The 22,275-nt window shown below is 52.8% G+C and carries 18 protein-coding genes; 11 read left to right on the top strand and 7 right to left on the bottom strand.

Annotation, left to right across the window (positions count from 1 at the left end):
- Positions 1-375: 375 nt before the first annotated feature.
- Both AC3RCL_RS23305 and AC3RCL_RS23300 read right to left on the bottom strand, forming a co-directional pair.
- Positions 376-1,266, bottom strand: a complete 891-nt coding sequence (locus tag AC3RCL_RS23305) for a cupin domain-containing protein (protein WP_492532261.1) — start codon at positions 1,264-1,266, stop codon at positions 376-378.
- 160 nt (positions 1,267-1,426) lie between these two features.
- The gene (locus tag AC3RCL_RS23300) at positions 1,427-2,602 is read right to left on the bottom strand and encodes an MFS transporter (protein WP_492532259.1); all 1,176 of its coding nucleotides are present in this window, start codon (positions 2,600-2,602) and stop codon (positions 1,427-1,429) included.
- A 199-nt stretch (positions 2,603-2,801) separates the two neighbouring features.
- Between AC3RCL_RS23300 and AC3RCL_RS23295 the strand changes: the two genes are divergently transcribed.
- From AC3RCL_RS23295 to AC3RCL_RS23275, 5 genes are all read left to right on the top strand, one after another.
- Positions 2,802-3,146, top strand: coding sequence for a winged helix-turn-helix transcriptional regulator (locus AC3RCL_RS23295; protein ID WP_096776122.1), 345 nt, complete (start codon positions 2,802-2,804; stop codon positions 3,144-3,146).
- Positions 3,147-3,298: 152 nt separating this feature from the next.
- A complete protein-coding gene (locus AC3RCL_RS23290; RefSeq protein WP_492532257.1) occupies positions 3,299-5,572 on the top strand; it encodes a helix-turn-helix domain-containing protein in 2,274 nt (757 codons plus the stop codon).
- 334 nt (positions 5,573-5,906) lie between these two features.
- Complete coding sequence (locus tag AC3RCL_RS23285; protein WP_492532255.1) at positions 5,907-7,523, top strand: ABC transporter substrate-binding protein; 1,617 nt, start codon at positions 5,907-5,909, stop codon at positions 7,521-7,523.
- A 10-nt stretch (positions 7,524-7,533) separates the two neighbouring features.
- Positions 7,534-8,445 (top strand): ABC transporter permease, encoded by a 912-nt coding sequence (locus AC3RCL_RS23280; RefSeq protein WP_009595317.1) that lies wholly within the window; start codon positions 7,534-7,536, stop codon positions 8,443-8,445.
- Complete coding sequence (locus tag AC3RCL_RS23275; protein ID WP_015736778.1) at positions 8,445-9,374, top strand: carbohydrate ABC transporter permease; 930 nt, start codon at positions 8,445-8,447, stop codon at positions 9,372-9,374. The genes AC3RCL_RS23280 and AC3RCL_RS23275 overlap by 1 nt, the downstream gene beginning before the upstream one ends.
- A 151-nt stretch (positions 9,375-9,525) precedes the next feature.
- Here AC3RCL_RS23275 and AC3RCL_RS23270 read toward each other — a convergent pair whose 3' ends face one another.
- Positions 9,526-9,882 carry a VOC family protein gene (locus AC3RCL_RS23270; RefSeq protein ID WP_492532252.1) on the bottom strand — a complete coding sequence of 119 codons (357 nt, stop codon included), beginning with the start codon at positions 9,880-9,882 and terminating at the stop codon, positions 9,526-9,528.
- Between the two features lie 195 nt (positions 9,883-10,077).
- Here AC3RCL_RS23270 and AC3RCL_RS23265 point away from each other — a divergent pair, with 195 nt between their 5' ends.
- Complete coding sequence (locus AC3RCL_RS23265; RefSeq protein ID WP_192570981.1) at positions 10,078-10,593, top strand: TetR/AcrR family transcriptional regulator; 516 nt, start codon at positions 10,078-10,080, stop codon at positions 10,591-10,593.
- Positions 10,594-10,930: 337 nt separating this feature from the next.
- Here the strand turns inward: AC3RCL_RS23265 and AC3RCL_RS23260 are convergent, their stop codons facing one another.
- On the bottom strand, positions 10,931-11,818 hold the full coding sequence (locus tag AC3RCL_RS23260; RefSeq protein ID WP_452520131.1) for a LysR family transcriptional regulator: 888 nt from the start codon (positions 11,816-11,818) through the stop codon (positions 10,931-10,933).
- 133 nt (positions 11,819-11,951) lie between these two features.
- On the opposite strand from AC3RCL_RS23260, the gene AC3RCL_RS23255 reads away from it, so the two are divergent.
- Positions 11,952-12,632 (top strand): O-methyltransferase, encoded by a 681-nt coding sequence (locus AC3RCL_RS23255; protein WP_492532249.1) that lies wholly within the window; start codon positions 11,952-11,954, stop codon positions 12,630-12,632.
- 158 nt (positions 12,633-12,790) lie between these two features.
- On the opposite strand, the gene AC3RCL_RS23250 is transcribed toward AC3RCL_RS23255, so the two are convergent.
- The 3 genes from AC3RCL_RS23250 to AC3RCL_RS23240 form a co-directional block, all read right to left on the bottom strand.
- Positions 12,791-15,958 (bottom strand): MMPL family transporter, encoded by a 3,168-nt coding sequence (locus AC3RCL_RS23250; RefSeq protein WP_492532248.1) that lies wholly within the window; start codon positions 15,956-15,958, stop codon positions 12,791-12,793.
- Positions 15,955-16,407, bottom strand: a complete 453-nt coding sequence (locus AC3RCL_RS23245; RefSeq protein WP_090909359.1) for a MarR family winged helix-turn-helix transcriptional regulator — start codon at positions 16,405-16,407, stop codon at positions 15,955-15,957. Before AC3RCL_RS23245 ends, AC3RCL_RS23250 begins: the two co-directional genes overlap by 4 nt.
- A 189-nt stretch (positions 16,408-16,596) precedes the next feature.
- Positions 16,597-17,793, bottom strand: coding sequence for an oxalate decarboxylase family bicupin (locus AC3RCL_RS23240; RefSeq protein WP_213579426.1), 1,197 nt, complete (start codon positions 17,791-17,793; stop codon positions 16,597-16,599).
- A gap of 236 nt (positions 17,794-18,029) precedes the next feature.
- On the opposite strand from AC3RCL_RS23240, the gene AC3RCL_RS23235 reads away from it, so the two are divergent.
- The 4 genes from AC3RCL_RS23235 (at position 18,030) to AC3RCL_RS23220 (ending at position 22,251) form a co-directional block, all read left to right on the top strand.
- Entirely contained in the window at positions 18,030-19,418 is a 1,389-nt protein-coding gene (locus tag AC3RCL_RS23235) for a four-carbon acid sugar kinase family protein (protein WP_492532245.1), read from the top strand.
- A 34-nt stretch (positions 19,419-19,452) separates the two neighbouring features.
- Entirely contained in the window at positions 19,453-20,109 is a 657-nt protein-coding gene (locus tag AC3RCL_RS23230) for a GntR family transcriptional regulator (RefSeq protein WP_090909362.1), read from the top strand.
- 54 nt (positions 20,110-20,163) lie between these two features.
- Positions 20,164-21,186: a zinc-dependent alcohol dehydrogenase gene (locus AC3RCL_RS23225; protein ID WP_304146240.1), complete on the top strand. Its 1,023-nt coding sequence runs from the start codon at positions 20,164-20,166 to the stop codon at positions 21,184-21,186.
- A 78-nt stretch (positions 21,187-21,264) separates the two neighbouring features.
- Complete coding sequence (locus AC3RCL_RS23220; RefSeq protein ID WP_492532242.1) at positions 21,265-22,251, top strand: TRAP transporter substrate-binding protein; 987 nt, start codon at positions 21,265-21,267, stop codon at positions 22,249-22,251.
- The last annotated feature ends 24 nt before the right edge of the window (positions 22,252-22,275 follow it).

Genomic DNA, 22,275 nt, shown 5'->3' with positions numbered 1-22,275 from the left:
ATACGAAATACAGCCGGATCAAATCGGAAACCTGTCTTGAATCTAATCGGGCAGCTGTCATGCAAAATTGTCCAAAAGGTTCTCCAGAACATGCGCAGTGCCGGACTGATCAGCTTTTGCGGTGTCGAACCGCATAAATCCGGCGTTCAGGCATCCAGGACGGAATAGGTCGTGTATGCAGCTTCCCCTCTGCAACACTCCTCTTGTATCGCGGCTTCCGCAATCATGCCGTATCCCAGCCGGAAGCTGAGAATAACCGGAGCATCCGGTCTTCCTAAAATATTATAATTCCATATTAAAAAGAAATAAGCAGCATCATGACGAATCATGATGCTGCTTATTTCAATGGATGACCCTCCATCACCGAAGGGTTAATCAGAATTTATCCCAGCCGTTTCCAATTAGCTGGCGCTGCAGGAATGGCAACTGCTGCTGTTGTTGGATGAACTGCTGACGCTGTTGTTCATGTAATTGCTGTTGCGAACGGAACTGCTCTTGTGCTTGAGTTGGGATTCGCTGCGGTTCAGCAGCATACGTTCCATGCTGCGTTTGATCCTGCGCATTGAAATGCTGCTGGAACAACTGCTGCTGTTGCTGGAACTGCTGTTGCTGCTGCTGCTGCTGAAGAAGCTCATAATCTCGATGGCCAGGGGCTCCTTGATGATAATAGTGCTGATTAAGATGAGATGCGTGAGGCTGATGTTTCATCTGTCCTTGCACTTGCCCTTGCTGCGGGCAGTTTTTTGGCGGCCCGATGACAACCGTGTCGGTGATCGGCGCCAAGGTCTCTTTGACTTTGGCTTCATCCAGGCAGTAGGTATGAGCGAACACGCTGGCCGGCGTCAATCTCAAGAGATCCGAACCTCCAATGAATTCAGGCACCGGCGCGTCAAAGACCGCGATCAGATGCGTATTGTCGACCGTCGCCATTTCATAATGCCACCAGCCTTGGGGCACGAGCGCAACTTGACCGGGCGTTACCGTGAAGTTCAGCAGTTCTTTCGTAAACGGATTGACAAGGGAGACGATGGCCGAGCCGGAAACGACATATACCAGCTCCGATGCATTTTGATGGATATGCGGCTCCACTACGTTTCCGGTACTGAGATATATATCCAGCAGGGAAGCGTTGCCGAGCGTGTTCAATTCTTTTACGGATAGAGAATTAATGTAATTTTGGCTATCTTTTTTGAAAAACGGGTTATTGCTCATATCGTAAGTATACCGAACGGACGGTGAGGTGAAATCCATATAAGAGACTGCCACTGTGACTCCTGCCCTTCATCATGTAGTAGGCGTTGACCCATAACATACGTTATGCCCATGGGCAAACATCCGTGAGCCCATTTTTAAGAATCAGCAGGATGCAAGCCGCTCGTTGACAGGGCGGCTTGCGCTAAACGCTCATAGGGTGGAGCAGGCGAGGTCAGGCCGATTTCGGAATGGAAACCGGCGACTTCCGTCCGGCCGAGAAGCTGACCAGTCCTGCCGCCAAGCCAAGCGCGAGCACGAATCCCCCGAGCCATGGATGGTATTGAAGCGTGGATGACGTATTGACCATGAAGCCTCCTGCACCCGCTCCTGCGGCTAACCCCAGATGGACAATGGAGGTGTTTATGCTGAGAACCAGATTGGAAGAACCCGGTGCCCGCTGGATAAAATAGCTCTGGACAGCCGGGCCCGCCGCAAACATGGACATCACCATGACTCCCATCAGCGAAAGTCCAATGACCGATTGACCGGCGAGCAGCGGAAGCAGCGCAAATACCGCAATATGAACGAGCGTGCTGAGGACAATCACCTTGGCCGCCCCAAAACGGTCGACGCCATAACCGCCGAGCCTGGAGCCGATGGCTCCCAATAGGCCAAAGCCGAGCATAATGATGCTGATGCCGGATGGCGCGATGTGAAAAATATCCTGGATAAACGCCGTCACATACGTGAACAGTACCGAGTTGCCCGATTCCCGGAAGAACGTAAGCAGCAGGGCGCTGACGATCACGAGACTTCCCAGCACTTTGAATTGCTGGCGGAAGGGAACGGGGGCATCCCCTTGAACATCCGGCAGGAGCCTGATAAGGACAAAGGCGACCAACAGACTGAGCAGAGCCAGCAGCAGGAAAATGGACTGCCAGTTCAGCAGATTCGTGATCCATATGCCGATCGGAACGCCCAGCACCATGGCGCTGCTGAAACCCAGCACGATGGTGCCGATCGCACGGCCTAACGTTGCCGGTGGCACCATTTTGGCTGCGGTACCCATTGCGGCAACGAGATAGACGCCTGAGCTTACGCCCAGAATGACACGGGAAGCCATGAACATCCATACCCCGGTGCTGAAAAAAGAAACAAGACTGCCGGCAATGAATAGCAGAAGCGAGCCGAGCAGCACCTTTTTTCGATTGATTCGAGCGGTAAGCGAGACCAGAAATGGTGTTCCGATCGCAAAAGCAAGCGAATAGGCGGTAATCAGCTGGCCGGCAAAAGCCAAGGAAATATGAAGATCGTCAGCAATCGCGTACAGAATACCCGAGACGACCAGTTCCGAAGTAGCGGTAAGAAAAACCCCGAGCGCCAATAAATATATCGTATATCGATTCATATCCATTATCCTTTCCGTTGGGAGATCGATATCCTCAATCGGATCATGGCTAGCACATGCCGTTTCGGATAGTAAAGCATGAAATTTCTTTGTGTTTGTATTATAAGCAGCGCGCATATATGATGTAAGAAGGCAAAGTATTTGGATATTATCCAGTCATTTTGACTAACTTACGATTAGTTAGTGATGGGGTGAGGCAATGGAGCCGGTTAAAGAAGACTTTCAGGAAAAGCCAGGGTTCAATCATATCTGCTCAGTGCTGCAAATTCTTGGAGCCAAATGGGCGTTCCTTGTCATCGCGCAATTAGCCCAAGGACCGAAACGGTTTAATCAGCTTCACCGGGATGCAGCCATCATCAAGACGCAATCCTTGACGGATGTCCTGCGCCATTTGGAAAGCAGCGGTATCGTGAGACGCGAGGTATTCCCTACCGTTCCGGTCTCCGTGGAGTATTCATTGACCGAGAAGGGGATGGACTTCCTGGCTTCTTTGAAGGAGATGGAGAAGTGGGCCGAAAAATGGGGAGTGGAACAATCCTCCTGACGTTGCCGCTGCCGCCAAAATGGTATGATATCAGAAAACTCATTTCCGACGCGTATACAGCGGAAATGAGTTTTCTTTTTTTTGAAAATTTCGTATTCTTATAGATAACATTTTCGAAAATGGGAATGAAGTGATAGGGAGGTGGTTGCCGTTTGCGAATCCATAAGATTAACCTGCTGACCAAGTTGTTGATTTCCTATTTGCTCGTGCTGATGTTTCCCGTGATCGTCATCCTGTGTTATTACTATCCCTATTCGGCAGACGTTGTGAAAGAGAAGGAAATGGACTGGAATGCGCATATTACGGAGCAGTTCATGACATCGATGGATACGTTTACCCGGTATGTATACAATTTGCCGTTCGAGATGGTGCAGAATCGGGAATTCAAGATGTACAAGGCCGAGGAAAGCGACTACCAGCGTGTCCTCATTGCCAATGAGATGAAAAAATACAATGCAACCGATGCATTTATTTACAACACCTTGCTGTATGTAAAGAACATCGGTTATTTGTTTTCCAAAACTGGAAGCGCATACAGTTTGGACGACCTGTCCATTCCGGGCGTCGGTTACTACTATGAAAACTGGGCCGGCGAAGATATGATCCAGACCTTGAATGATCTCGAGTCTCCCATCGTCAGGCCTGTTGAGAACGTGATTGTGCCCGGCAATAACCGGGTTCGAATGCTGACCTTCGTGCAGCCGCTGCCGGTAGGAGGCACGAATTCCCCCGGAGCCGTCATGATCATGGTAAGGGAAGATACGATCGTCCGGATGATGAAGTCCGTCTCGGAAACCTATAGCGGCGATTTTTTTGTGTTTGACGGCCAGGGAAGGCGATTGGTATCTTCCCATGATACGTCATACCAATCCTCCGATGACTTCCGGAAGCTTGTGCAGGGCATAGGGGATGAGACATCTTCCTCTTCGGGCATTTATGCGATCAGCGGATCGGATTATCTGGTATCGTCCTCGGTTTCGGACAAGAATGGATGGAAATACGTGAGCCTGCTGCCGGTATCCTCAACCCTTCAGGGCATTCGGACGATTCAGTTGAATACGGCCATCCTGGTCGGCCTGATCCTGCTGCTTGAAGTGTTTATCATCTATATATCGATCCGGAACAACTATCAGCCGATCCGCCGTCTGGTTGATCTTGCCGTTCAAGTCTTCGAACCGCGGGACCGCAAGCCCATGAACGAGATCGATACGATCAAATATACGCTGGAGGAGCTTTCGCTGGCCAACAGCAAGCTTGACGAGCATGTGAAGGGATCGCTGCCGATTATGCGGGATAACCTGCTGTTTGAACTGGTGAGCGGACATCTTGCAGGCTGGGATGATTTCGAACGGGAAGCAAGAAAGGTCGGCCTCCGGTTTCAGCATGATTGCTTCTCGGTTGCCGTACTATGCTGCGAAGCGGATGGAGCAGAGATGGAGAAGATATTGGATTACTGCCGGCGCTATGAAGGACGGCTGCCGGAGGATATCCAAGGTTATTTCTTTAAAAGCATCTATCCGCAGGAATTGATTCTGGTGTGCTCCCATGCGGAGAATGTCCCGCTCACATCCTGCCTGGAACGGATGCAGGATGAAATATTGGAGCACACGGGCCGGCGAACGGTGATCGGCATCGGCAAGCCTGGCGAAGCCCCGTCTCCGCAGGACCTCCATCTCTCATATCTGCAGGCACTCCGAACGGCGGAGTTTCTGCGCATCCGAAAGACCGACGCCGTGCTGGTCTTTGATAACATCGGGATTCCCCAGACCGGAGCCGTCTCCTATTATGCCGAAATCCTGCAATCCCTCGAGCTTGCGATCCTCAAGAATGATGCAGCCATGCTGGCCTCTCTAGCAGAGAGAATGATCGGTTACCTAAGCAATGACAGCCTGCCGCCACATATGATTCAGAGCGTGTATCTCAATACCGTTACCGTCATCTTCAACGGCCTCCAGCGGTTCCGTCATGACGATCAGAGCCTGCTGCGGCTTACGGATGCGGCATTTAACCATCGTTATACGCTGGAACAGATGATCGGGATCATAAGGGAAAGCTATGCCAAGCTGTGCGATATGATCAAGGAAACCCTCCCCGTTTCCCGGGCGGCAACCCAGGATGAGATCCTGTCCCTGATTGCGGAGAAAGGGATGGATCCGAACTGTTCGCTGCAGATGATGGCCGATTATTTTGATATGTCGGTCTCCAACTTCAGCCATCACTTCAAAAAAACGATGGGGCAAAATTTCAAAGAGCATATCGATCAGCTTCGGATCCAGAAATCCATTCAGCTTCTGCGGGACAGCGAGGAGACGCTCGAAGCCATCTCCCAACAGGTCGGGTACACCAATACCTCGAGTTTTATCCGATCCTTCAAAAAAATGGTGGGCACGACGCCGGGGCAATATCGAAATACGCATAAAGCTTAAAACGAAAGACCGCTGATGCCGATGACAAGGCCGATTACAGCGGTCTTTTATAAACCTGCTTGCTTAGAAGCTATTTCTAGGCAGCTGTTTCACAGGCTAAGATGTTTCAATTTTTGAACATATACAAAATTTGAATTCCAAGCGCCGGTTTGTAATGGATGCGTTTACATTTATGGGATGATAGGCGCCTTCAAAAAATGAGGATGCCTGAAAAACTGTCCGTTTACGGTGCCCGCCGCCTTCATTTAGAGTGAAAACTGTCCCAAGGCAAGGCCGACTCAAGGCCGTATACCCCCATGGACCAGACCAACAAACGAAACCAGGAGGTAATGGAATGAAGAAAAGGGTAAACGTTTTCATCTCGCTTGTCGCCATGACGGCCATGTTGTTAACAGGCTGCAGCGGGGCCGGAGGCGGCCAGAACGACTCGGCGGAGACTCCCGGAGACCAAACCGGCAGCAAAGTAAAGCTTACCGCCATCATTACCAAGCACCCGCTCACGAAGCCGCTGGCCGAAATGGAGTGGCTGCAAAAGGTTGAGGAGACGGCGGGCGTGGACATCGAATGGCAGGAGATTACCGCGGATTGGGGACAGAAGAAAGGGACGATGCTGGCCAGCGGCGATATTCCGGATCTGTTCATCGGGCCGAACGTCATTACGGATGCGGACTTTGCGCAATTCCAGGGTTTGTTCCAGGATCTATCCGGCATGCTGGAGCAGGCGCCCAACGTACAGAACATGTTTAATGAAAAACCGGATACGAAAATAATCGCCACGCAGTCGGACGGCAAAATCTACGGTCTCCCGAAATATCAGCGGTTCTGGCCCGCTACCGCCAGCAGGCAGTTCATTAACCAGCAGTGGCTGGATCACCTCGGTCTGAGCATGCCGACCACATGGGATGAGCTGTATGAAGTCCTGGTGGCTTTCAAAGAGAAGGATGCCAACGGCAACGGCGATCCGAATGACGAGATTCCGATGGATTGGCCGGGAGGCATCGGCGGATATTTTAACCCTGCGGTGCTCCTGGGCAGCATGGGCATTACGCTGACGGACGGCAGCGGACAGGGTTATTTCGTTGAAGACGGTCAGGTGAAGAACTTCCTGACGGATGAACGGTACAAAACGATGGTCGCGTTTCTGAATAAATTGTACAAGGCGGGTCTGATTAACCCGGAAGTGTTCACGCATGATTATACGAAATTTCAATCCATCGCGCGCGGGGAAGGGGATACGGCCAAGGTCGGCTTTACCTGGGGATGGGTGGCGTCCGACCGGTTCGGCGAGCAGTTGGCACCGCAGTATGCTTCCATGCCGCCGATGAAGGTGTCGGCAGATTATGCAGGGGAGCTGTCCTGGAGCTACGATCATTACTCCCTGAATTATGGCACCAACCATATCGTCATGTCCGCCAAGACCAAGAACAAGGAAGCGGCCATGAAATTCATCAACGAGCTTTATGCGCCCGAGGTGGGCATGCAGGTGCTGTTCGGATCCCTCGGACCGAACATTAAAGATAACGGAGACGGTACATATGCCGTTCTGCCTCCGGCCGATGCCAAGATGGATCCGGGCACGTGGAAATGGACCTCGACGATGGCGGACAACGGCGCATTTTATATTCCCGATACCTTAAAGCTGACGCTTGGCACCGATATGCAGGAGGTGCTGGGTCAATCGGAGCCGCTGAAGGCGGCCTTGGGCGTGGATCCCGATAAAGACGTGTTCCCCGGCATGTTCATCAAGTATTCCACCATGGACAATAACGCCATGAGCCTGAACAATACCAACGTGATGAATCTGGCGGAATCCAGCTTTGCGAAATGGGTCACCAAGGGCGGCGTGGAAGCCGAATGGGACGCGTATATCAAGGAAAGCGAGAAGGCAGGCCTGAAGCAGAATCTTGAGATTATGCAAAAATATTACGACGATTACATGAATCAAAACTAGGAGGGAGGATATGGGGCCTCGCAAAAGATTGGACACCTTCAGACGTGATTACCAGCTGTGGATCATGATTTTTCCGGCGATTGCCGTCATTCTGTTGTTTAACTACGTGCCGATGTACGGCATCCAGCTTGCGTTTAGGGATTACGATTTCAGCCAAGGCTTGACCGGCGGAGAGTGGCGCGGACTCGCCTACTTTCAGCAATTCATCGACAGTTACCTGTTCACCGATTTGATGCGAAACACGTTTCTGATCAGTCTGGCCACGATCGTGCTCGGCTTTCCGGCCCCGATCATCTTAGCGCTCATTCTAAACCAGATTCGCCGAAAAAGAATGAAGCAGGTGATGCAGACCACCGTATACCTGCCCCATTTCATATCCATCATCGTGCTGGTCGGGATGCTGAACGTGCTGCTGTCCTCCGAAACCGGGGTTGTCGGTCACTTTATGAAGGCCGTGGGGCTGGGGCATATCAATTTGCTAGCCTCCACCTCGACCTTTATTCCGGTGTACGTGCTCTCCGACATATGGCAGCACTGCGGCTGGAACAGCATTATCTATCTTGCGGCCTTATCCACCGTGGATCCCCAGCTGTACGATGCCGCCAAGATCGATGGGGCCAGCCGCTGGCAGACGATCCGGTACGTCGACATTCCCGCTCTCGTTCCAACCATTATCATCCTGTTCATTCTTAGCATGGGGAATATTCTCGGGACCGGCTTCGAGAAAATATTCCTGATGCAGAATTCGCTGAACCTTCCCGTCTCGGAGGTCATAGCCACCTATGTTTACAAAATCGGGATCATCTCCAACCAGTTCAGCTTGGCTTCGGCCATCGGTTTGTTTAACACGCTCATCAATTTCGTATTTCTGTATGCGATGAACACGATATCGAAGAGAATGTCGGAAACGAGCTTATTCTAATGATCGGGGAAGGAGAAACGGTTGTGGAACATGAAACTGCCAGAATGCGCATCAACGGCAAGGAGCTGGGATTTAAGATCATCTTGGGTTTTCTGTGCGTTTTGATTTTTCTGCTGATTGCGTATCCGCTGTATTTTATCATCATTGCTTCGTTCAGCGACTCAACGCTCGTCTCTACGGGGAAGGTCATGTTTATCCCCAAAAATGTTAGTTTTTTCGGTTACCAGGAAATTTTCAAGGATATGCGGATTTGGACCGGGTACCGAAATACGTTGTTTTACACGGTGTTCGGCACCCTGGTGAACATGCTGTTCACGCTCCCGGCAGCTTATGTGCTGTCCAGAAAGGAATTTCGCGCCAGACGCATCATCATGTTTATTTTCGTGATCACGATGTTCTTCAACGGCGGGCTGATTCCGACCTATTTATTGATGAAGGGTCTTGGCTTGACCAACACGATCTGGGTGTTTATTCTCCCGTTCTCCGTGAATGTGTTTTATTTGATCATTGCGAGGACGTTCTTTGAAAACTCGCTGCCGCAGGAGCTGCATGAAGCCGCCGTCATGGACGGCTGCTCTCACTTTACCTTCTTCTTCAAAGTGGCTTTGCCGCTGTCCAAAGCGCTGGTCTCCGTCATCGGGCTCTATTATTTGGTGGGGCATTGGAACGATTTTTTTACGGCGCTGATCTATATCCGGGATACGAAGCTCCAGCCGCTGCAGATCGTTCTGCGGGATATCCTGCTGTCGAACCAGGTATTCTCGAGCGGTGCGGGAACGGGCGGGGATGCCGGAGGGTACGCGCAGCGATATGCCGACCAGATCAAGTACGGCGTCATTATCGTCTCGACGCTTCCGATTCTGCTCATTTATCCGTTTATGCAAAAATATTTCGAGAAAGGCGTCATGATCGGCTCCATTAAAGGGTGACGCGCCGCGATTTACATTTGGATGATAGACAATAAAAGGGGGCTGTCCCGCTTGATCCTGGATCTGGCGGGAAGCCCTTATGTTATGTCAAATAGCGGGAAAAGGCACCTCCGGCATTTAAGACCGGAGGTGCCTCATGTATAAATGAAAATCAGGATTCGTGCTTGCTTTCATCCGTAAAGTAGATTCCGTTGCCGGAATCATCTTTGGCACTCAACCAGAGGCCGTCGGGAGTTTCGCCCGGTTCGCCGATCAATTGCAGCTTGCCGGGGTTGTTCTCGTATATATCCCGGACAGAGGGCACGAGAAAAACAGGTCCGGCAGCATCCTGGCTTCCTTCCGAGACTTGTTCCACCATCAATTCCACTTTGGTTCCCGGGAGCTTAAAAGCAACCGTGTAATCCCCTTCGCGCCATGATTCTTCCAAACCGAGCGTGTCGCGATACAGGGATTTGGCTGCCTTGATATCTTTGACCGGAACAAAATAAAAAATAACGTTTCCTTCCATGTTCTCACCTCGAAATAGAATATGGTTTCGTGATGTAAGATAATTAGGTTATATTAAACATAACCCAGTTATGTAATTTGATCAAGCTATTTTTGGAAAATGGTTCATTTGCAGCTATGAAAGATTTATATATCTTAAAGAGCAGCTATGTTAGAATTTAAATATCTATGCATGAACGTTTTCGGAGGGAGTTACATGAGTCATATACCAATACCGGGCACCACGCAGCACAAACTCATACAGGCAGGATTAAAGCGTTTTGCCGAGATGGGCTACAACCAAGCGGAAGTTGACGACATTGCTGCCGATGCCGGAGTGACCGTGGGAGCTCTTTATCATCATTACAAATCCAAGAAGAAATTTTACGGCTTGCTTCGGGATGACATAACGCTTCGAATATTGGACCGCATGGAAGCTGTTGCCGATGCGGCTCCTCCCGAGTTGCGCCTGAAATTGGTTCTATTGACCGCCTACGACAGCATGATCCGCCTTAAAGTGGGCCGACTGTTGTCTGAGCCCGATCCCCGCAAAGGAGACAATCCCGTTGCGCGTTATCTCGGTGAACTGGCCGCAGCATCAGGAGAAGAGGCTGGCGAAGAATTGGGCATCATTCTGGCGGAGGCATTGCGTGCCGCATTTGCGCAAGTCGTGGAACACGGAGGCGATGAGGCTGCGATGAGGTCGGTATTAAACAGATTATTATCGTCATAAATGAATGTTATGGTCATCCTTCACATGAATAGAGTAATGATGCTTATTGCTTGATGGCAGCTTTGGTGCTGACGTTAACAGGGGAGACATCGGGGTTATGCCAGTTTCGGCACGCCAGAAAAGAGAAGCCAGGCAGGCAATAATATGTATTAGGGAAATGTAACGGTTCAATGATCGTATGAAAACGATAGGGTAGATACAAGTGAAAATAACGCAAAAAAACAACCCGTATGCCGGAGCAGCATACGGGTTGTTTTCACAGATAAGGCCCAAAGGAACTAATGCAGGCAAGCTCCAAAATGCGCAGCTCCATCTTCCCAAACGACATACGATTAACTTATGGCCGTTCTCGGATCAGCTCCACGAAATTCATGGCGGCAGCGGATAATGCTTCATGCTTGCGGGTGCAAACCGCAATGATATTTTGCAGCTCGATGCCATCGACGTATACCTGGCTGAGCTCACCGCGCTCCACGTATTCCCGCACCACGAGCGAAGACACGAAGTTGGCTCCGTATCCGGCAACGACGGCCGTGATCGCTTCGTGCAGGCCGTTGAATTGCAGCGTGATGCGGGGCGAAGGCGCGCTGTGGGTGCGGCATAAGGCAAATAACCGTTCCCGCGTCGAGCTTCCTTCCTCCCGCATGACAAAGGGCTCTCTCATCATCTCGTCCAGGGAGATATGCTGATTGGCATAACGGTGGTCGGGGGAGACGACAAACCACAGCTCATCCCGGAACAGCTCCTCGGTCTGTATCGTATCCGGCGATTCCTCAGGGAGGCCGCCGTATATCGCAAGATCCACGTCCATGTTCAGCAGCTGCTTAAGCGCATCGCTGGAATTCGTGGTGGTAATGCTCATTTCCACGTCTTCGTACCGCTGCTTGTATTTTGCGAGCCAGGCCGGCAGAAGAAAATGGGAAGGGAGGTAGGTTGCGGCCAGTCGGATATGTCCCCTCGAACCGCTGCGGTAATCCCGGCAGAATTGTTCGATCTGCTGCTCAACCGAGAAGAGCCTTTTGGCAAGCGGGAGCAGCTCGGCGCCAGCCTGCGTCAATCCGATGCCTCTGCCCTGCGGCTTGAACAGGGTAAGGGAAAGCTCCTTCTCGAATTTCTTAACCTGTGCCGTTATGGCCGGCTGGCTTATATTTAATAATTCGGCAGCCCGGGTGACGCTGCCGGTTGTGGCAATGACGTGAAACAGCCGTAAGGCATGTAAATTCATATGGAGCCGCACTCCTGTCTAATTTATATATTATATTTATATAACCCATTTAATTATATATTATTTTTATAATACTAAATCACATACAATGAATGTGTAAAATCCAATTTGAAGTTTAAGGGAGGAAACAGGCATGAAAGCGAATGCGAATGATGCTGCGACTTGGGGCAAAGTCGACGATTATGTGACGGAACATTTGATTCCTTATGACGAGGTGCTGGAGAAGGTGTTGGCCGCAAACCGGGAGGCAGGGTTGCCTGAGATCGATGTATCTCCCGCTCAGGGCAAGCTGCTGAACGTGATCGCTCAGATCAAGGGAGCGAAACGAATCTTGGAGATCGGTACGCTTGGCGGTTACAGCACGATCTGGATGGCTAGGGCGATCGGGGCAGAAGGGCGGCTGATTTCATTGGAGCTCGATCCGCATCATGCGAAGGTTGCCAAATCCAACGTAGCGTTGGCTGGACTGGAGGATAGGGTCAGCATCCGCGTAGGCGATGCATTGGCGCAGCTGGAGCAGCTGGCTGAGGAAAAGGCGGAGCCGTTCGATCTGATCTTCATCGATGCCGATAAACCGAACAATCCGAATTATTTGAAGTGGGCGCTGCAGTTCTCCAAGGCCGGCACCGTCATCATTAGCGATAATGTCATCCGGAACGGAGAAGTCATCGATTATCACAGCACAGACCCTCGGGTGCATGGCATCCGAAAATTCATGGATATGCTGTCGGCAGACTCCTCGATTGCCGGCACGGCCATTCAAACGGTTGGAAGCAAGGGATATGACGGGTTTTATATCGGAATTGTGCAGTAGAGGACATAACGGCCCGTACCATGCTCTGAATGCGATAGCCCTACCCTTACGGGAGAGTGGCATGAAGATTCCGATATTTGGGAGGAAACGACAAAAGGGCTGCATCCCCCGTATGCCTAACGAGGGTGCAGCCCTTTTTATCGTATTCAAATTGTTAATTACATCTTCAGGTCATATCCCGTTCTGGATGCGTCGCCCTGTTCCTTAGGGCTGAACGGCCACCAGTTGGCCCGGCCGAAGATGCGAACCATCACGGGCACGAAGAATGGCAGGAACAGGAGAGCATAAAGCACAAGTCCAACCAAGACGACCGTGGCGATCTGCATCATGGACAATACGCCGGATGGATACATGGCCGCAAAAGTACCGCCAAGAATGACCACCGCGGACAGTATGACCGTGCCCATGTTGCGCATGGCATGGAGAATGGCATCCTGAACGTTCCAGGCTTTGTTCTCGTTGAAGCGTGCCATCAGGAAGATGCTGTAATCCACCCCTAGCGCGATCAGCATGACAAAGCTGAAGAACGGCGTGGCCCAAGTAATGCCGGAATACCCGAAGCCGTGGACGAAGATCATCTCCGTAACGCCGACGGCGGTAAAGTACGTGATGACAAGCGAAATAATCAGGTAGATCGGCATCACGATGGATCGCAGCAGCACGACCAGGATAATGAAGATTCCGCTCAGCATGAGAATCACGGTACGCGTGTAATCTTCATTCGAGATGCTCTGCAAATCGTTGTTGGTGCTGGTAATGCCGCTGATGGCAACCTCGGCGTTCTCCAGCTTCGTGTCTTTAACTGCACGGTCGACGGCTGCCTGAATCTGTTCGACGCTGCCCAGCGCTTCTTCGCTGTACGGATTGGTTGACAGCACCACATCCAGCGTCATCACTTTGCGGTCATCGGACAAGTAGGTATCGAATACCGTCTGGAATTCTTCGTTCTCCAGGGCTTCCTGCGGGATGAAGAATCCGCTGAGGTCCTCATCCTGAACGTCCTGAATTTGCTGCAGGTAATCCTGAGCGGAATGCAGTCCGTCCGAAATTTGTTTCAGCCCGTCGGCGCTGGAATTCAGTCCTTCCGTCAGCTCTCCGATCTGTCCGGTAAGATCGCCGAACCCGTCGGCAAGCTGCTTCTGGCCGCCTTGCAGCTGGTCCAGTCCGCCCGTAATGGAAGGGATCTGGCTTACGATTTGGCCCTGCCCGTTAGCGGCTTGCGAGAGGCCGGATTGAAGCTCTGCGATTCCGGACACAAGCTGCTGAAGACCGTCGGCAAGCGCCGTTTGACCTGCGGCTGCCTTGGCGTAGCCGGCGTTGGCTTCCGATAAGCCTGCCGATGCGCCCTTAAGCTGCTCGGAGATCTGTCCCAACCCCGCGGCCAGCTCTGCCGTGCCTGCTGCCGTTTGGGTAACGGTGCCTTTAATCGTTTGATAATCGGTATCCTGAACGAGTTCCGGATGGCTGCTCTCCAATCCCGTGAAGGAGCCTTCAAGTCCTTTCAGAGCAGCGGCAACGCCGCCCAGCTGTTCCTGGATTCCGGCAACGCCGCCGTTTAGGGCCGCTAATCCGGTGTCGAGCTGCTTGTAGCCTTGAAGCAGCTGGTCGTGGGCAGCAGCCAACTCTTTCGCGCTTTGCGCTGCCTTGGCAAGTCCGGCTTTCAGCTCGCCGGCACCGGCGCTTCCGCTTTGAATCCCTTTTTGAATGGCGCTGAGACCCTGACCAAGCTCGGTGATGCCGTCCTTCAGGTCGGCCGTTCCCTTCGTCAGCTCTTGCGCTCCCGCAGCAGCCTCATTCAGCTTCGGCGCATTCTCGCTGAGCTGCTTGCCTGCTTCGGAAAGTCCGTTCTGAATTTGGGTCAGCCCGTCTTTGGACTCTCCCAATCCTTCATTTAACGTTTTGACTTGAGTCGGAATGAGGAAATCGTTGATTTGCTCGCCGGTTGGTCGCGAAAGTCCGCGAACGCTCGCAACGCCTTCAACCTTTTCCACTTCCCGGCTGATTTTTTCCGCAAGTCCCATGTACTCCGCCGTATCCATCCGGTCATCGTTCTTGATCACGATGGTGGAAGGCAGCGACTGCCCGGGACCGAAGCTGTCCGAAATGATATTAAACCCCTTGACCGAATCATAACTCGGACCGATTTCCTCCAGGCTGTTAAACGACAGCTTACCGCTGTACGTAGCGAGGAATGGCCCGACGATGACGGCCACGACGAGCATGGCGGCCCAAGGACGCTTGAGGGAGAAGGAACCGGCCGCTCCCCATAGTTTATTTTCGCTGTGTTCCAGCTTGCCGCGTGACGGCCAGAAGAGTTTCTTCCCGAGGACCGCCATGAAGAACGGCACGACCGTGACTAACGCAAGAAGCATAACCGCGATGCCGATCGCAACCGCAACCGCGGATTTATACAGAATGAACTTGGATAAACCGATCGCTGCAAAGCCGACGAATACGGCAAGACCGGAATAAAGCACGGTGCCGCCGGCTTTCCGATAAGTTTCGATAATGGCCGATTGGGTATCTTCGGACGTGGTGAGTTCTTCCTTAAACCGGCTGATCAGCAGGATGCAGTAGTCGGTTCCGATCCCGAACATGACGGCCACCATAAAGATCTGGGTAAAGGTGGATATCGGGAAGTTGAACTGGTCCACGAGAAATGATACGACCGACTGGGACACGAGATAACTGAGCCCTACGGTCAACAGCGGCACGAACGGTGCCACGAAGGAACGGAATACAACGAACAGGATCAACAGAATAAAGATGACCGTAATATATTCCGTTTTCTTCAGGCCTTCCTCGGAGCTGACGATGGTATCTTCGTTGATGAGACCTTCGCTGGTCAGATAATGATCGGCTTGAACGCCTTCGAGCACCTGATCGACCTTCCCGGGCAGCTCTTTCACGGCCTCCTCGCCTCCGCTGACCTGAAGCGCGACCATGATGGTCTTGCCGTCTTTAGCGATGAGCGTGTCTTCCAGCTCCGTCTGCGTGAACGGTTCATTTATGGAATCGATATGTAGGCTGTCTTTATTGTCGTTTAAAGCTTGAACGCCCTGCCGGATGCTTTCCTTATCCGCTTCGCTTAACCCGTCGGGTTTGTTGAAGACAAGCGCAACCTGGTTCAGGGTTTCCCCGCCCTCGCCCCCGGAGGCTTCCTTCAGGATTTCAGCCGCGCGCGAAGAGGTATATCCATCCGGCACGGATAGCTGGCCCTTCTCCCGCACCAGGTCCGCCATGGATGGCGCGAACATAAACAGCGCGACGGCGGCCACCAGCCACAGCACGATGATGGCCCATCTTGCTTTCAGTATAGCTCTCAATTCTTTCTCCCCCCTGATTCAAACATCAATTGCCCCAGTTTCTCAAACATGGAGATAAACATTTCGATATCTTTTTCTTCAAAATGCTGCAGGTAAGGGGAGATGATCTCCCTCATCTGCTCCTGGGCCGATTCAAAAATCGTATGTCCATACTCCGTTAAAGTCAGATACACCAGCCTGCGATCCGCTTCGTCCCGGGTTCTGTCGATAATGCCGGCATCCACGAGACGGTTTACGATGGCCGTGACCGAGCTTTTGCCGACCGCGAGCGCTTCCGCCAGATAGGATGAGGTACAGCGATCCATGCCGTTGATCAAGCGTACCACCTGAAACTGGTCGCTGGTCAGGTCTTCGCCGAGCTGCTCTCGAATCTGGGCATTGATCCGCCGCGATACCAGCAGGTAGACATCGACATACCGGTCGATCCACTGCCTTGCTTTGTCGTTCAATGATAGTTCTCCTCTCAAATAGTTCACGTATGAAATAGTTTCATTAATGAACTATATGGCAGAAGGAAGGAAAAGTCAATCTCAGCATGAGAACACATGCAGGCCGCCTCGGAATCAAGCCCTTTGGCATGTCCGCAAGGCCTTTTGATAAAACGAGAAATGTACGAGACAAAGAAGGGGAGAGGAGCGTTATCGCGGATAATACGAAAATCCCGGATACTTTACGACGGGCCACTTCTCCTTGCGCAAAGCGTCGGTGACTTCGTTTCCGACGTTCAGGTTATCCCGGACCAGGTCCCGAGGGGTCAAGGCCATCCATTGATTCAAGGATATATCCTCGAACCGGTCGCTTCTGAACATTTCCAGAAACCATAAGGATTCCGTCCCCGTGTTCTGTATGTAGTGACCGAAGGCAAAAGGCACGTAACCGACGTCGCCGGCTCTGTAATCGAAGGTCCGAGCCGCTCCATTGCCGGCAAATACGGTCATTCGTCCCTGCCCGGTCAAGTAATACTGCCATTCGTCCTGATTCGGATGCCAATGGAGCTCTCTCATGGCGCCAGGTTTGATCTCGACTAACGCGGCCGCAACGGTTTTAGAGATCGGAAAATTGCGGGAATCCACGATTCTTACGCTTCCGCCAGGGGTTATGATCGGTTCTTGCGCTAACAGCCGGTGCTTGAAGCTGAGCGGCACCGTTCCGTAGGGAGACTGCACCTCCTGGCTGGCAAGCGAACCCGGTACCTGGTCTTGAAATATATAAACCTGCTCCTTCGGAATATGGGCAAACGCATCCTCCGGGACGCCGAAGTTGGCGGACAACACGTCCTTAGGCGTGTGGGCAAACCAGTCGGAGATCGATAAGGTGTTCAGGTCCGAGAAGTGGCCGTCGTCAAAGACCAGCAGAAATTCACAGCCTTCCTCGAGTCCTTGGATCGAGTGGGGGAGGCCGGCCGGAAAATACCAAAGGTCGCCCGGTCCCACATCCGCGATAAAATTCCTGCCGCTTGCATCCATGGCCGTAATCCTGGCGCTGCCCCATATCATATAGGACCACTCCGCCTGCTGATGCCAATGCAGCTCCCGAACTCCGCCGGGCGTCAGGCTCATGTTCACGCCGGCCAGCGTGGTCGCAATCGGCAGGTCCCGTACCGTAATTTCCCGCGACCAGCCGCCATGATTCAGCTGCATATGCGTGTCGGAGAACGACATTTTCAGATTCGGCATCAAGCCTGCATCCGTGACCGGAGGTACAAGCATGTCGGGATTCTCGATATCCCTCATCACATCCCGCGGACCATAGTCCGGCCCGCCTGCACCGTCGCTGCGAATCGGCTGGGGTATACGGCCAGCATGTTCTCGTTTCTGGTTCTGATCCTCCATCATCGGTATCTCCCTCCATATGGTGTTTACGTAACGTATCCGGTTTAACTGCCATCCATTAAGCTTATGAGCCGGCGCTTGGCTAATATGTTGAGGAAAACGAAGTCGTCCAGGGGGAGATTCGCAATGACATATCTCACATTTAATCGAAAAGAGTGTTGACTTTTGAAAGCGCTGCACATACAATAGGTCTCAAATAGATCTATGATAGATCTATCATAGATTCAGGAGGGACGAGCATGAACGATAATGAGCTGCTGCTTGCTTTCTATGGCGATGATTTTACGGGTTCGACGGATGCGATGGAGGCGCTGGCCCGAAGCGGTTACCGCACGGTGCTGTTTTTGGAAGCTCCTTCACTCGATCGGCTCAAAAAGTTTGAAGGCCTGCGCTGCATAGGGGTAGCGGGCACCAGCAGAGCCAAATCCCCGGAGGATATGGAGGCCGAGCTCCGGCCGGTATTTGAGAAGCTGTCCATGAGCGGCGCGCCGCTCGTTCACTATAAGACGTGCTCTACCTTCGATTCGTCACCGGAGGTTGGCAGTATAGGCCGCGCGATCGGGGTGGCCAGAGACTATTTTTCCTATCAGGTTACGGTTCCGCTGCTGGTCGGAGCGCCACGCCTCGGACGCTATACGCTGTTCGGACAGCATTTTGCGAAAATGCATGATACGGTGTACCGCTTGGACCGGCATCCCGTCATGTCGCAGCATCCATCCACGCCCATGCATGAGGCGGATTTGCGTCTTCATCTCGCGGAGCAGACGGCCGATACGATTGCATTGATGGATATTATCGAACTGGATGGAGACGCGGATGCGGTTCTTGGCCGATATCGTGATAAACTGGGAGAGAAGCCGGGAATTCTGCTGTTCGATGCCTTGGATGAGGACAGGCTCAAGCGGTGCGGCCGGCTGATTCAGGACAAACCCGAAGGGGCGGGGGCATTCGTTGTCGGTTCGTCCGGCGTCGAATACGCTTTGGCTGCCCATTGGGATGAGCTCGGACTCGCTGCCCCTTCGTCTGAGAAAATCGCGCCCGCAGCGCCCGTCCGGCCTACCGATACGATTCTGGCAGTGTCCGGGAGTGCTTCGCCGGTCAGTCGGCTTCAGATTGAGCGGGCGATAGCCGCAGGTTTCCGCGGCATTCGCATTACGCCGGACGCCATTGAAGATACCCTGGGAACGGCCCGGTCGGAACTTGTTCGACAAGCTGTAGACGTTCTCGCAGAAGGACAAAGTGTTGTGCTCTATACGGCGCTTGGCCCGGAGGATGAAGCGATCGGCGAGACCCGAACGCGATTGAAGGCTATGGGTTTCACCGGAGCGGAAGCGGGCGAGTTTATCGGCAGAAGCCTCGGGAAGTTAACCAAGCAGATCATGGGGCAAGCCAAGCTCGGCCGGATTGTCGTCGCTGGAGGGGACACCTCCGGTTTTGTCACCAGCGAAATGGGCGCCTACGGGCTGGAGATGATATGGGACGTATCCCCGGGAGCTCCGCTCTGCAGGGTATATTCGGACGACGCCAGCCTTGACGGCCTTGAATTGGCTCTCAAGGGCGGGCAGCTGGGATCACCGGATTATTTTATCAGCGTACGGGATGCCGGGTTCCCTGAACCGGATCAATAGCACGGATCAATTGCCAAGATAGGAGAATCAACGAATGACGATGGATAAAAGCAAAGGGACCGCTTCTTCACTTCTGTTAAAAGACGTGGCCTACAATGAAATCAAGGAAAGCATCCTGAACGAGAAGTTCGAGCCGGGGCGTTTCTTGTCCGAGCGGGAATTGATTGAGCTGCTGGGAATGAGCAAGACGCCGATTAAAGCGGCGTTGACGCGGCTGGAAGCCGAGGGCTTTGTCACGGTTTCATCAAAACAGGGCATTATCATCAACGATCTGTCCGTGAACCGGATCGTGGATATCTACGATCTTCGGATCGCGCTGGAGACGTTCAACTGCCAGCAGGTCGAATCTAGGCTTACGCCTGAGCAGATGCAGGAGCTGGAGAGCAATTTAGCCGAAACCGCCGATATCGTCAGCCGGCTTGACGTCAAGAATTTCGCACAGGCCGACCATGATTTCCACCTGATCATTTGCGAGTGTACGGGCAATCAGGAAATCCACAGGGTGCTCCTGAACTACCACGATCATCTTCAGCGAATCACCCGCCGGCATCTGCGGAAGGATCCGCACAGGATGGAGAAGTTCCTTGAGGATCATTGGAAGATCTATGAGGCCTTGAAAACCGGCAAGGAGAGCAGCGCCGACGTGATGCGCAAGCATCTGCAGGAATCGAAGCAAGCGCTTTTTATATAACAGAGAGATACGGGATCAGACCGCCATCTTGAATTACTACGAGGGGGAGAGACAGTGAAGGCTGTATATGTGGAGGATGCGTACAAAGTTGTCGTTAAAGACGTAGACGTACCGGAGATCGGGGCAGGGGAAGTTCTGATCCGGGTCAAAGCCGCCGGTATTTGCGGATCGGATATTCATACCTACAAAGGACTGCACTTGTTCCGGAAGCCGCCCGTCATTATCGGCCACGAAGTGTCCGGCGAAATCGTGAAGGTGGGCAAGGACGTCACATCTTTCAGAATCGGCGATCGGGTGACAGTGGAGCCCCAGGTCGGCTGCGGCAAATGCGATTACTGCCTGACGGGAAGGACGAATTACTGCGCCGAACGGGGAGCGCCGGGCCTCAAGGGATGGTACGGTTCGATGGCCGAGTATTTCGCGGCGCCGGAGGCATGCGTATTCAAACTGCCGGATCAGCTGGACCATGAGCTGGGCGTGCTGGTTGAGCCCTTCGCGGTAGGGGTCCATGCGGTACGCAAGGCCGGGATCGAAGTCGGAGACAAGGTCGCCATCCTCGGTGCCGGACCGATCGGGCTGCTCGCCATGACGGCTGCCAAGGCTGCCGGCGCTACCACGCTTATGGTGACGGACGTCATGGATTATGCGCTGGCATCCGCGAAAGATATGGGGGCGACCCATACCCTGAACATTCGCGGCAAAGAACATTGGACCGAGGAAGCCAAGAAGGAGATTGCCGGCGAGTTCGATAAGGTGCTGATTGCTGCCGGGGTACCCGGGATCGTGGATGATGCCCTTGCCTTGCTTCGTAAAGGCGGCCGCTGCGTAACGATCGCCATGTTCCATGGCACGCAAACCTTCGATATCGTGAATCTGCAGCAAACCGAGAAGGAGATTGTGGGCTGCATGACATACACACGCGAGGATACCATTTCCGCCATCGATTTGTTGGCAAGCGGTGCGGTGGACGTCAGAGCCGTCATATCCCACCGGCTGCCTTATGAAGATGCCGCGGAAGGGTTCCGCCTGGTCGACAAGAAAGAGGACTCATCCCTGAAGGTCATCGTCACCTTTTAATTACCAACATGTCCCCGCAGCTTCTGCTTTCAGTGGCGGAGGCTGCAGGAACTTCATATCAGATTGGGGGAACGACAAATGTGGAAAAGACTCGCAGTTGTCATGGTGGCTGCATTGCTCGTTGTAAGCGCTTTATTTATGACGAAGCCGAATACGGATGATGGCCCGCTCAAGCTAAGGCTCGGTCACATTACGGGTGAATCCGATCCGTGGCATCTGGGCGCGCTCAAGTTTGCGGAACTGGTCAAGGAGAAAACGGGCGGCGAGATTGAGGTAGAGGTGTACGCCAGCTCGATGCTCGGGAATGACCGTGACCTGATCGAGGGGATGCAGATCGGGTCCGTGGATTTTGCCCTGCCGGCGGGCGTGTTATCGAATTTCTACAGTCCTTACGCCATCTTGGAGCTGCCGTATTTGTTCCGGGACAAGCAGCATTTGGAGAACGTGCTCTATGGAGACGTCGGCGATGAACTGAAGCAGAGCCTGCTTGACAATGCCGAGGTCCGCGGCCTGGAGTTCTGGATGAGAACCCCGCGCGAGCTGACGGCCAACAAGAAGATCGAAACGCCCGGCGATCTGCGCGGCTTAAAAATCCGCGTACCGGAAATTCCGGCTTCCATTGCGGCTTGGGAGGCGATGGGCGCGACGCCGACGCCTATGGCTTTTGGCGAAGTGTATTCATCGCTTCAAACCGGGGTTATTGACGCGCAGGAAAATCCGGTTGCTTTTACCGCCAGCTCCAAGATTCAGGAAGTCCAGAAGTATATGATGATGACCGATCATGTATACGGTTACGTGATGCTCGCGATGAGTGAAGTGACGTATCAACGCTTGAATGAGTCTCAGCGTCAGGCTATTGAAGAAGCGGCCAAAGAAGCGACGGAATACGAGAATCAACTGGTCTTTGAACAGGAAGAGCAGATCATCAATGAGCTTAAGGATTTCGGCACGGAGTTCGTGGAAGTGGATAAGGGACCGTTCGAAGCGGCGGCCAAATCGGTGCATGAACGCTTTGCCAACCTGTACGGAAGAGAGCTGTACGACAAAATCATCAACACGCCATAACCATTTTTTCTTCAAGAGGGGGGA

Source organism: Paenibacillus sp. MT86, from assembly GCF_058792535.1.
The sequence above is the reverse complement of the archived record's forward strand: the minus strand, read 5'-3'. Positions and strand labels throughout refer to the sequence as shown.